The organism is Nonlabens sp., from assembly GCF_047636915.1.
Lineage (GTDB): Bacteria > Bacteroidota > Bacteroidia > Flavobacteriales > Flavobacteriaceae > Nonlabens.
The window spans coordinates 1-12830 of sequence record NZ_JBLIGN010000073.1 but is presented as its reverse complement, the minus strand read 5'-3'; the positions used below and the strand labels follow the sequence as shown (position 1 = coordinate 12830).

Below are 12830 nucleotides of genomic sequence, written 5' to 3'. Positions count from 1 at the left end.
GCTGTTTTCTTAGGAGCTTCAGTCATGTATCTGACGCGCCATCATATAAAAGAACTTCAAAAAAAGGAAGGCTATCTTATTGTCACATTAGGTTGGTTGATTATGGCTTTTGCCGGTACCATGCCGTACATGTTTACAGGAGCTATTACTAACTATACAGATGCTTTTTTTGAAACTATGAGTGGTTTTACCACCACTGGTGCCAGTATTATGAACGATATTGAGATCATGCCTAAAGGGATTCTCTTTTGGCGCAGTCTTACGCACTGGATAGGCGGTATGGGAATTATCGTTCTCGCTGTAGCTATTCTACCCTTACTAGGTATAGGTGGGATGCAGCTTTTTGCTGCAGAAGCTCCAGGTCCTAGTGCTGATAAATTACATCCACGTATTACAGACACCGCAAAAAGACTTTGGTTGATTTATGTGGGTTTTACGGCTATAGAAACCCTGCTTCTTAAGATCGCTGGAATGGGTTGGTTTGATGCGGTAAACCATGCATTAAGCACACTTTCAACAGGTGGGTTTTCTACTAAAAATGCCAGTATTGCCCACTGGAATGACAACCCAGCCATTCAATGGATCATAGTGGTATTTATGTTTATTGCAGGTACGAACTTTGTCTTGAGTTATTTTGCCTTTAAAGGAAGATTTATCAAGATTTTAAAAGATACCGAGTTTAAATGGTACGCTAGTTTTATTTTCGGATTTTCGATTTTAGGTGGAATCTTAATTTATTTTCAAGCAGACCCAGCAGTGTCTTCTATAGCGCATCCTATGGTATATGGTGAGTTAGAAAGTGCTTTTAGGCACGGTACTTTTCAGGTGCTCGCTGTTATAACAACTACTGGATTTGTTTCGGCCGACTATACGATGTGGACGCCATTTTTAACCATCATGTTTTTTGGACTGTTCTTTTTAGGAGGTAGCGCTGGTTCTACTTCTGGTGGGATGAAAGTCATGCGTCATATTATTTTGATACGCAATGGCATCATGGAATTTAAAAGAACACTGCATCCCAATGCTATTTTGCCCGTGCGATATAACGGGAGAGCGTTGCAAAGTGGTATTGTTTTTAATGTTCTTGGTTTTTTTATTCTTTACATGCTTTCCTTTATTGTAGGAGCTACTGTTCTCGCTGCTTTAGGATTGGATTTTGAAACATCTATAGGTGGAGCCTTGAGCAGTCTTGGGAATATAGGGCCTGCTTTTGGCGATCTCTCACCAGTGAATAATTTTGCTGGATTACCAGCATTAGGGAAGTGGTGGTGTTGTTTTTTAATGTTGATAGGAAGGCTGGAATTATTCACCGTTTTGATACTGTTGACACCATTCTTCTGGAGAAACAGGTAGGTTCATATAAAGTACCTTTAGTTTTATAATGATTACTATCCTTATGGGATGCTCCTAAATAATAGTTATGGATCGGTGGATTCTGACGCTTACCGCTATGGTTTTCAAGGGCAAGAGCGTGATGATGAAGTTAAGTGTGAAGGGAATAGTTATAATTATACCTTTAGAATGTATGATAACAGATTAGGTAAATTTTTTGTGGTTGATCTTTTGGAAAAGGCTTTCCATAGGAATAGTCCTTATGCCTTTAGTGAGAATAGAGTGATTGATGGTTTTGAGTTAGAAGTGGCTTTTCAAATGGATGTAAATTATGTCAGGTCTTAATTTGATAAAGCAATACAAAAACCTATACCATACTATTTAGACGAAGGATTAATAAAAGAATAATGATGTGGACTTTATATTTTACCTTTTGAAGGTATCGAACTTATTAAGTTCAAAACTTAAAGAAGTAAGGTTAGAGAAATTTTAAGGAACAATTATAAGGAGTATAAAGAAAATGAATTTGCTGAAAATACTTCTGATTATTATTTCGATTTGGGTTTGTTTGTAGAATATAATTCTAATGACTTTTGTGAAGTATTTGTATTTGAAAAAACTGCCACAGTTCACTACCAAGGAATAAATCTCATGAAACAAAAAAGCAACTATCTGCATAAAAAATTTGGATCAATTTCTCAGAATATGGAGATAGAGGATGAAATAGGTTTTACGTATTACGATCTTGGATTTGGTTTCAATGTCGTTTTTGGAACTGAAGATATTCAAACGTTAATAATTTTCCCAGATGATTATTGGTAGGGCTGCATTGCAACCTTTACAAATCATCAAAACCTCAATAAAAGTGTTCCAGAGCTTGGTCCAACAATGAAGCCCACACAAAACAACCACTGCTCGTTTCCATGAGACTACCGTCACGAGTCAAACGATCTAACAAAATAAAAGGGAAAGCGCTGGCGTTCCCTTTTATTGTTATCAAGTTTATCTGACAGCAAGTGTTTACTTCCTGTTGCTTGACCTTTAAGCTGCAAATATTAGGATATTAAGAGAGTACTTCTTTAATCCGCCTAACAGCTTCTGTGATTTTCTCTGAACTTGCTGCATAAGAAATACGGATACATTCAGGAGTGCCAAAGGAATCGCCAGAAACAGTCGCTACATGTGCTTCTTCAAGGAGCATTAAAGAAAAATCTGTTGAGGTTTCTATTTGATGTCCTTTTACAGTTTTTCCAAACCATGCTGAAATATCTGGAAACACATAAAAAGCCCCATCTGGAGTATCAGTTGTAAATCCTTTTACTTCTGAAAGAAGGTTTAAAATTAAATCACGACGCTCTGCAAAGGCATCGATCATGTATTGTATTTTTGAAACTGGAGCTTCTAGAGCCGTTATTACTGCCCGTTGTGCGATACAGTTGGTTCCACTAGTAATCTGTCCTTGCATCTTATTACAGGCTCTAGCAATCCAGGTAGGTGCGCCTATATATCCTACTCTCCATCCCGTCATGGCAAAAGCTTTACTGACTCCATTAATAGTAACCGTACGATCGTACATACTTGGAATAGCCGCTATGCTGGCGTGCTTGCCCGTGTAGTTGATGTGCTCGTAAATCTCATCACTTACCACGATCACATGTGGATGGTCTTCAAGAACAGCAGCAAAGGCTTGTAGCTCTTCTTCACTGTACAAACTACCGCTGGGATTGTTAGGAGAAGAGAACAACATCATCTTAGTTTTAGGAGTGATCGCAGCTCTCAATTGCTCAGCTGTAATTTTAAAATTTTGATCCACACCAGCTTTTACTTCTACAGGTGTTCCTTCAGCAAGTTCCACGATCGCGGCATAACTTACCCAGTAGGGAGCAGGAAGAATACATTCATCTCCTTTATTCAGCAATACTAAAGCAACATTTGCGATAGACTGCTTTGCCCCTGTAGAAACCACGATCTGACTGCGGTCATACGTGAGGTTGTTATCTCTTTTAAACTTAGTGATAATCGCATCCTTTAATTCTGGATAGCCATCAACAGGTGTGTAGCTGTTGTAATTTTCATGGATCGCCCTTATAGCCGCATCCTTTACAAAATCAGGCGTATTAAAGTCAGGTTCTCCTAGGCTCAAGCCTATGATGTCCTTTCCTTGTTCTTTTAATTCGCGAGCTTTTGCCGCCATGGCAAGTGTAGCACTTACAGGTAAGTTGTTAATGCGATCAGATAGTTGAGAATTCATAAGGATTTAATTGAACTACAAAAATATCACAACACTTGAATTAACAATCGCATTAAACGACAATTAATATTTATTTTTACACAAATTATAAATAGTGCCTCAAATCATAAAAGAATACTTCCCGCATATCACAGATCATCAGTTAGAACAGTTTTCAAAGCTGGGAGACTTATATACAGAATGGAACGCTCAGATCAATGTGATTTCTAGAAAAGACATCGATCAGTTGTACATTCGACATGTTTTACATTCTCTAGGGATTGTTTCTGTAGTCCGCTTTCGCGAAAGCTTACCCAATAAATCAGGTGGAACTAGAGTACTAGACGTAGGAACTGGTGGTGGGTTTCCAGGGATACCACTGGCTATTATGTTTCCTAAAACAAGTTTCCACCTGATCGATGCGATAGGTAAAAAAATCAAGGTAGTAGATGCTGTGGTGGAAGCCTTAGGTTTAGAAAATGTAACCACAGAACACGGAAGAGCAGAAAGCGTGAAAGGGCGTTTTGATTTTATTGTTTCTCGTGCAGTGACTAACATGCCCGACTTTGTAAGCTGGGTAAAGAATAAAGTAAGAAAAGAGAGTTTCCATACCTTGAAAAATGGCATCCTCTATTTAAAAGGAGGTGATCTTACAGAAGAGTTAAAGCCATTCCCTAAAGCCCGTATGTATGAGCTGGAAGAAATCTTTGAAGATCCATTCTTTGAAACGAAGAAAGTAGTACACGTGCCCTTATAGAAACAAAAAAGGAGCTTGATTTGAAGCTCCTTTTTTGGTTGATTTTAATTCTATGGATCAGAAGTTGGTGCTTATATTTAAAGTAAAACCAGTATTTTCTGGTACAAATCTACAGACTCCACCTACACAAATAAGGCCACCACGTTGACGTCCATAATTGACTGCTATCCTACTGCGTCCTTTAGTGTAACTTCCACCGGCAGAATAGTAATGGATGTCAGTTTCATCATAATTATACAAATCTGCAGCATAAATAGAAAGGGAAGAACTAAAAGCATATTCTAAAGTGGTCGCAGCCCAGTTGCCACGGTCAGCATCTGCACTTAGGTGCTGTATGTCCAGTCGCACACTTCTTCCTTTGTCCAATTCATAGAGAAAGTCAGCTACTAGAGCAGTTCCGTTGAGGACGAATGTTCCACCTTCAATAATTCTTCCGTCATAATAGGTTCGTGTTCCTGTTCCTTTGATTGAAAAATCATCAGTTAATTTCTTATAAACTTCTAAGCTGATTTCTTCAAAGTAACGATCACTTCTTGAAAAAAATGAACCTTCATACTGATTAGTCGTTTGGTCATAAACGGCATCTATACCACCCCAGTTGGCATAATTTAATGAAAATGTTATTCCATTTTTACCACCTAACAAACTGCCTTTGTCTGCCGTATAAACCACGTCTATTTGTCCACCTATTTCACCCGCTTTTTCATCGGCAATGGATAAAAGAGCTTGTGGTGCATATACATATATATTACTTACGGCATAACTGCTTTGTTTGGTGTATCCTGGTATAAAATTGATGGTTTGTTGTAAAAATGCGTTACCCTGCTCTTCACGATCAGAATAAAAACCCATGTTTTCTAAAGTTCTGAACAAAGCATTGATTCCCAGTCCTGGAATGGCATAACCTGCAGTAAATAATAAGGCCTGACCATCGCTATAATTACTAACCGAATTGTTTCCTAAGTTAAAATCTGGATCTTTGTAAACGTACTCAAAACCTACATTAAATGCGTCAAAATAAACATCAGATCTGATACTGTACGCATTTACCGTTGCTGGGAAGTCAGGGTCTGGACTAGTCGTTTGCTGGTACCTGCCTACATAACTCGCTCCTAAATTTATGGAGGTGTCTAAGTCAAGAGCGGTTCCTAAATCAAGTTCTGTATTAAAACCTTGGATAGTTCCATCAGAAAGTTCAAATGCAGCTCGTTGATTACCGGCAAAACCTGTTGCTTCCAGATAATCAGTAAATTGATAGTTGACACGTATTCCTTTAATAGAATTATCTACTCCCAATGTATGATCTTCCCAGGATCGATAAATCAAACCACTACCGAATTGATCGTAGAAATTACCTGCCGTGATATCAAGCCCTTTATGCCTAAAATTAGCAAAGTAAGTAGCAATGGCGTTATCATCATATCCAGGAAAATAGCCTAAAAGTGGCGATGGTTGATACATTTCGTATTGTGCACCCGCAGTAAACTTTCCATAGGAATATTTTAATTTAAAGTAATTATTAGACCTTAATTGATCTTGTGGTGCAGTTGTTCCCAGTCCATTATCATCTTGATACCATTGCGTATTAGATTCAAATCCACCAGAGAAAGTTCCGTTTTGTGCCACAGTTATGCTCAAGCTACATACCGCAAGCGCAGTTAGAAGTATTTTTTTCATAAGAGTAAGTTGGTTTCTTAATATAATTAATTAAGGTGTTTTTTGAATTCTTCAAATAATTCTAATTCGGCGCCTGGAGTAAAACTGGAGTGTCGATAAACGATTTTATTATTTTTAACGATTAAGGTTAAGGGTATTTGCGGATTACCTAAGGATCTTATGATTTCATTTTTTGTATCGAGTAAAATCTCATAAGGCCAGTTTCTACCCATAGCTTCAGTTTTTACTCGTGGTTTAGTTCGAGAATCATCTGTTGCTACCGCTATTACCTCAAAACCGAATTCCTCTTGCTTTTCAGAATAGTGCTCCTTTATAGCGTCCAATTCTCGCATGCAAGGGGTGCACCAAGTAGCCCAAAAGGAGAATACCACTGGCCTGTCTTTAGAAAGTTCTTGGACATCAATTTTTTTTCCTTTGATGTTTCTTAGGCTTAGTTGAGGTAATTCGGTTTGCGCTTTTGCAAAAGCAAAATTCAGAAAGATCGCGAGCAGCAGTATTTTTTTCATAACGGAATAAAATAGATTAGGGTGCAAGTATAATTATTTCATAAGAATAATCATGCCAAAGCATACAATTCAATTCGATTTCTTAAATATATATGAATTAACAATTAAAAATTTCACAAAAAGTTTATATTTGAGTTATTCAGAATTTTAATTCAAGTAATAAATGAAAACATTAAATTATTTTAAGGTAATTCTATTAGTGATAGCCACGGCGGTAGTCTCCTGCTCGACCAACACTATTGACGATACGAGCGGTGGAAATAATGGAGCTGAACTTGTTTTGAGCGTAGATAAATCTACTGTTTATGAGGAAACATTGGTAACATTTACTGTTATTGATGGAGTAAACGACGCAACGTCTAATGCAATCATCTCCGTTGACGGTGTTGTTATAACTGGCAATACGTTTACAATGTCTGGACTAGGAACGAAAGAAATTACTTCGACGGTAGGTGTTGCCACTACAAATTCTATTGATGTAGACGTAATAGAACCTTCTTTTACCACAAAGGTTTTAATTGAAGACTATACAGGAACATGGTGCGGCTGGTGTCCTCGTATTGCCAAGGGGATTGAGGAGGTTAAAGACCAGACCAACGGTGAGAACGTGATATCAATAGCAGTTCATAACAATGACCCTATGGTTTTCTCACTTGAAGCACAGATGAGGGGGCAACTTGGAGTAACTGAATTCCCTACTGGAACAATTAATAGAAATGTTATATGGCAGCAAGCTACCTCAAATGACATGAATACGGCAGAGCCTTTGGATTTGTTAACTACAATTCAATCCGTGGGACTGTCTATAAATTCTACGGTAAACGGTTCTTCCGTAGATGCTTCGATTAAAGTAGGATTTGATCTAGATGTAACAGGACTGAAATTAGTAGCTGTACTACTAGAAAATGGTGTTATTGAACCACAACTTAACTACACGTCTCATTGGCCGGTGGGTATGGTTACAGATTTTGAGCATAACGATGTATTGCGATCAGCTTTCACTGATATATTTGGTGATGTTATACCAGCCGCTAATCAAGTAGGTGGCGGAGTATATAGGGTGGATCTTACGACAAGTATACCCGTAAATTCAGTTCAAACCAACTGGAGCGTCGTAGCTTTTGTGGTAGATGCAGATAATAAAGTAGTAAATGTGCAAAAAGCAGCAGTAGGAGCTAATGTTGATTTTGATTAATAATTAGGGGTGTTTTTGAATCATAAAAGCACTCTTCTATTTAACCTATATGGGTTCATGAAAATAATAGTGTCCAGGGATGATATAGCAACGGATTAAAAATTTATTTAAAATTATTGATTTCATATAATTTGGAGCATCAATTTATGGTAGGCCATTTTAATTAGTTTTAAAATTTCTTTACTTAATGACGCTGGTGCAATCTGGTTAATGACTTCAAAATATTCTAAAAGTCACAGGGGTTATAAATTTATAAACTTTGTGAATGAATTAAAAGGTCGAGAAAATTGGTGCTTAAGAAAGAGTCAAAACATCTTTTTTTTTATGGACGTTTTTTTAATTTGCTGGAATTGATTGGATACTTTTATGAAAAGCGGCTTAAAAGCAATGAATAACGGCTAATAGTTAGAGACAGGTAAAGTAGTTTTCTGCTTCTAACAGGTAAGGAGTCACGTTTGACACGAAATGAAATAAAAAAGAGTGTATTAAGAATGGTATATTTGTTTTTTAAGAGGTATCCTTAATGGTACTGTTTTATTTCCATTGGCTCGTATTGTATAACGTGGACATAAGTGCGAGTAAATTATAATAAAGGATAAAATATAACGCAACCTGAAACAATTAAAAAATACTATTATGATTAAAAAATTACTTAGTTTGACTCTTATTTTGACTACCTATTTTAGTCACGCCCAATTTGATGTCATCTATCTCAGCGATAATAGCATAGTTACCGATGGACAGAATTATACCTTTGCAGATTCAAGTTGTGCTTATGCGGACCCCTGCAATTTTAAATTTGCTGTTGCCAATACGTCTGCTCAAGATATTTATGTAAGAATAGTTGTAGATGGAATGGTCAATAATACAGGAGCAAATTTTCAACTTTGTTTTGCTAGCATTTGTTTACCTAATATTAGCATCAATACTGCTTATCCTTCCACTGCAGCTTTTATTCCTGTTGGGACTACTAACGATGTGGGTAACAGTATGTGGAATTTAAACCCACCGAGAACAATTACTCCTATGAGTTGGACGTTCAGGTTTCAAGCTTTTGATGCGTCAGATAATGAAGTTGGCACACCTACTAGTATGACCTATAATTACCAACCTACTTTAAGTAGTGAGGTTTCTGAAATTTCAAGTCTAAAGGTATTCCCTACAAATGTTCAAAATGAACTTAATATTTCAGTTGATGAAAATGTATCTGCCGTCTTTTATGATTTATCTGGTAGAGTTGTTAAGGAAATTCAAGTGCTTCCTGGAAATCAAAAAACAGATGTTTCAGATCTATCGGCTCAGATATATGTAGTTTGTTTTAAAAACAGTCAAGGTTTAAAGTCTGTTGTGAAGATTGTTAAAGAGTAAAAAAGGCGAAGTATAAAAAGAACTGAGCAAAACTACCGGTATTCAAATTGAAGTTTGATATCATGCGTTTAATCTTTGTGATGTTTTCAACTGTCATTTTATACCTATAGAAACTATAAAGAAATCTTGTAGACTTAGTTTGCAAGTTTTTTTTGTTTATTGGTAAGCATATTGATGACCAAATACAGCCTTGAAATAACTTTTTGGTAGATACTGGTCAACTAATTTATCGATTTTAATAGAACGCATGTGGTAGAAGATATTCTATCACAAGCAACGGTTTCCTTATAATAATATGATTTTGTCGAGATCAATTATAATTTTAAATAGCTATTAAAATAACCATTGCTTTTATACCCGCCTGACTTTCCTATCGGTAAGCGCTAAATAATTTAACATTTTTTTAAATAAGGATAAAGCACGAAGTTTTTTTTATTTATATTGCTTTCATTATAAAACCGAAATAAATAATAATTTCTATTAATTCGAATCATTATGAAAAAACAACTACTCTTTATTTTGTCTTTTGCTTATGCCTTGACAGTGCATGCTCAAGTACCACAAACACCTTTGGTTGAACATTTTACACAGGCATCTTGTGGTCCTTGTGCAGTTCAAAATCCTGCGTTAAAAAATACTCTTGATAGTTTTGGTGAATTAAATTATGTACGTATTTCTCATCAAACTTCTTGGCCGGGTGTAGATCCTATGAATGCTCAATTTGGTCCAGGTCCAGACGTTCGTAGAAATTATTACGGAGTGAGTGGGGTTCCTAACACCACATTAAATGGAGGCCCAGTGGGTGCGCCTAATTCAGTGGTAACCAGTGCGACACTTTCTGCTGCTGCTAACAACACGACGCCGTATGACATAACAGCGACACAAACTTGGTTAAGTCCAAATCAGGTAAGCGTGAACATTGATGTTGCAAACGTTACTGGTGGTACGATATCTAGCGCTGATAAGATTTATGTGGCAATGATTGAGAACGTTATCAATTATGCCGTTGCGCCTGGTTCTAACGGTGAAACTTCTTTTCATTACGTAATGAGACAGATGTACAATGCCTCAACTGGTAGTGCAAATGCAACAGGTGGTGCTTCTTTGGGACCTATCTCCGCTAGTAATACTACTAATTTCAACTTTTCAATTTCTAACTTACCTACCTATATAAGAGATAAGACAGAAATAAGCTTTGCCGTTTACATTCAAAATAACGGTACGAAACAAATATTTCAATCAGCCAAAACAGTTGCTGCTCCGATTCCTGGACTTATTTCTGTGAATGCAGTATCTACTTCTATCGCAGGTAATGGGTATTGTGATTATCCCTTGACACCTAGAATTTTGTTTAGTAATGCTGACCCAACTGCCGTAGTTACAAGCGTTGTTGCTCAATACTCCATAGACGGTGGTACTCCAGTTCAACAAACATTTACGGGAAGTCTAAGTAATAATCAATCTACAACAATCACATTTCCAATGACCACATTAAATGGTGGTAGCAGCGTTGTTTCTAGCGAAATTCTATCGGTAAATGGTGGGCAAAACTGGGCAAGCACATCAGCTGTAGAGATACCCGACGTGACTTACAGTAAACTCAATGCTGCTGGTGTCGCAACTCCATTTAGTGAAGGTATGGAAAATGCTCCATTGATCACAGGTTCAGGATACTCTCGAGAATTAACAACCGCAATATTTGATGTCGAGGCATCCGTAACAGTACCTTTATTCAGTATAATAGATGGACCAGCATTTGGTTTAGGAGCAGTTGGAGGTTTTGCTAACTCAAATCGCAGTTTGTTTTTCCGTTACTATAATGCCCCAAGTGGTGCGGCTATGAATTTGATCATGCAGAAGGTAAATCTAGGGACTAATTCCACACTAACTTTTAGCCATGCTCACCGCCAGTATCAAACTTCAAATGATAGGTTAGAAGTATTTGTTTCCACAGATTGTGGCGTTAGCTGGGTATCTGTCTTTAACCAAGCTGGAGCAACACTTTCTACCCTAGGTGCTGCTAACGCGGCATATATTCCTGCAGCCTCATCTGATTGGAGAAGTAATTCTATTGATTTAAGTGCTTATGATGGGGCAAATGAGGTGGTTATACGTTTTACTGGAACGTCTGATTATGGTAACAATTTGTTCATTGATGATATCGATATACAGTCTACACTTTCTGTGGATGATGCTAATGAAATGGATTCTTTAAAAATATTTCCGAACCCTGCCTCAGGTTTTATCCAAATTTCTGGATTAAATACCTTTCAGAATTACGAGATATACAATCTTTTAGGAGCTAGAATAACCTACGGAGGATTAGAAAACAATCAAACGATAGATATAAAAGAGTTTGCAAACGGATTGTACTTATTAAAGCTTGAAAATGGTAGAACATTTAAATTTATGAAAGAATAAGCCAAGCTGGTAATTTATAATTGATCAAAGGAGTTAAATAAATGGTTGCAACATGCTTTTAAAGAGTGTTTTGCGACCATTTTGTATAAAATACAGATGCTAGAGAAGCCATATGTGAGATCAATCATAGAAATGATACATCAAAAGTATTATTTAATGTAGAGGAGGCTTTTTTTGTAGCGATTAATTTATGTTGCACGACCCAAATTTTTATCCAAAGAAATTACGCTAAGAAAACATCTCTTTTGGTGAAGATTTAAGGATTTAGTTCAATAGGGAGTTGATTGTGTAGAACTAGAAATATCAGTTTATAGTAATTTCGTAGTATTTAGCTGTAAAAGGAAATAGAAAATGACGCAGCACTGATTATAGACGGTGGACCAGAGGAGCTATATGTTGCACTGCCGTTAAGACTTAAAGTAGATATCCATCGCGTTTAGCGTTATTAGTATCCTAGATAAAACGAAGTGGTTGTAGTATTATTTTAAAAAAACCAGAGGCTTTCATAGTTTTGGTGTATCTAGATGATTTATATAACAGGTACACATTCAGTTAACTGTCATTCCTCTTAAAAAAGGAAAAAGCCGTTATCAAGAAATGGATAGCGGCTTTTGTTTTGAAGACATTTAATTTACTCACCTAAGAAAGGATACCTATAATCTGTAGGTGTCACAAATGTTTCTTTGATCATGCGGGGAGAAATCCATCTTAGTAGGTTTAGTTTAGAACCTGCCTTATCGTTAGTTCCAGAAGAACGAGCACCACCAAATGGTTGCTTCCCTACAACGGCGCCAGTACATTTGTCATTGATATAGAAGTTGCCTGCACAGTTCTCAAGCGCTTTCGTAGCTTGTATGACAGCATATCGATCTTGTCCTAAAATAGCACCTGTTAGGGCATATTCACTAGTTTCATCAACTAGTTGAAGCATTTCTGTATATTGATGATCTTCATATACATAAATAGTAATTACAGGGCCGAATAATTCGGTTTCCATCGTTACATACTTAGGGTCTGTAGTCACAATAACGGTGGGCTCTATAAACCACCCTTTAGATTTATCATAATTTCCACCTATCACAACTTCTGCATGTGCATCGCTTTTTGCTCTATCTATGTATTTGGCGAGTTTATCAAAAGAGCCTTCGTGAATAACAGCAGTAATAAAATTACTCATGTCTTCTGGTGACCCCATCTTAAAACTATCTACATCTCTTCGTATCATTTTCTCCACGTCTGGCCACATACTTTTAGGTATATAGGCACGAGATGCGGCGCTACATTTTTGCCCTTGAAATTCAAAAGCACCTCTTACTATTGCTGTAGCCACTTGTTCAGGAATAG

At 36.9% G+C, this 12830-nt stretch carries 9 protein-coding genes and 1 pseudogene; 6 read left to right on the top strand and 4 right to left on the bottom strand.

What is annotated here, in order from left to right; all coding sequences use genetic code 11:
* A partial coding sequence (locus tag ACJAT0_RS10355) for a TrkH family potassium uptake protein (RefSeq protein ID WP_415181593.1) occupies nt 1-1353 on the top strand: 1353 nt, incomplete at its 5' end.
* A 45-nt stretch (nt 1354-1398) separates the two neighbouring features.
* Nucleotides 1399-1677: pseudogene (locus ACJAT0_RS10350) on the top strand (hypothetical protein); the annotation flags it as partial.
* Nucleotides 1678-2395: 718 nt separating this feature from the next.
* On the opposite strand, the gene ACJAT0_RS10345 reads toward ACJAT0_RS10350, so the two are convergent.
* On the bottom strand, nt 2396-3583 hold the full coding sequence (locus ACJAT0_RS10345; protein WP_415181592.1) for a pyridoxal phosphate-dependent aminotransferase: 1188 nt from the start codon (nt 3581-3583) through the stop codon (nt 2396-2398).
* A gap of 94 nt (nt 3584-3677) precedes the next feature.
* Here ACJAT0_RS10345 and rsmG point away from each other — a divergent pair, with 94 nt between their 5' ends.
* Nucleotides 3678-4319: a 16S rRNA (guanine(527)-N(7))-methyltransferase RsmG gene (gene rsmG, locus ACJAT0_RS10340; protein ID WP_415181591.1), complete on the top strand. Its 642-nt coding sequence runs from the start codon at nt 3678-3680 to the stop codon at nt 4317-4319.
* Between the two features lie 57 nt (nt 4320-4376).
* On the opposite strand, the gene ACJAT0_RS10335 is transcribed toward rsmG, so the two are convergent.
* Nucleotides 4377-5996, bottom strand: coding sequence for a DUF6029 family protein (locus ACJAT0_RS10335; protein WP_374002618.1), 1620 nt, complete (start codon nt 5994-5996; stop codon nt 4377-4379).
* 26 nt (nt 5997-6022) lie between these two features.
* Entirely contained in the window at nt 6023-6502 is a 480-nt protein-coding gene (locus ACJAT0_RS10330) for a TlpA family protein disulfide reductase (protein ID WP_374002619.1), read from the bottom strand.
* A 163-nt stretch (nt 6503-6665) separates the two neighbouring features.
* Here ACJAT0_RS10330 and ACJAT0_RS10325 point away from each other — a divergent pair, with 163 nt between their 5' ends.
* From ACJAT0_RS10325 to ACJAT0_RS10315, 3 genes are all read left to right on the top strand, one after another.
* Nucleotides 6666-7697 carry an Omp28-related outer membrane protein gene (locus ACJAT0_RS10325; protein WP_415181590.1) on the top strand — a complete coding sequence of 344 codons (1032 nt, stop codon included), beginning with the start codon at nt 6666-6668 and terminating at the stop codon, nt 7695-7697.
* Between the two features lie 636 nt (nt 7698-8333).
* A complete protein-coding gene (locus ACJAT0_RS10320) occupies nt 8334-9065 on the top strand; it encodes a T9SS type A sorting domain-containing protein (RefSeq protein WP_415181589.1) in 732 nt (243 codons plus the stop codon).
* 495 nt (nt 9066-9560) lie between these two features.
* Nucleotides 9561-11486: a choice-of-anchor J domain-containing protein gene (locus ACJAT0_RS10315; RefSeq protein ID WP_415181588.1), complete on the top strand. Its 1926-nt coding sequence runs from the start codon at nt 9561-9563 to the stop codon at nt 11484-11486.
* Nucleotides 11487-12117: 631 nt separating this feature from the next.
* Here ACJAT0_RS10315 and ACJAT0_RS10310 read toward each other — a convergent pair.
* Nucleotides 12118-12830 (bottom strand): aldehyde dehydrogenase family protein (locus ACJAT0_RS10310; protein ID WP_415181587.1); only part of this gene is annotated, 713 nt, incomplete at its 5' end.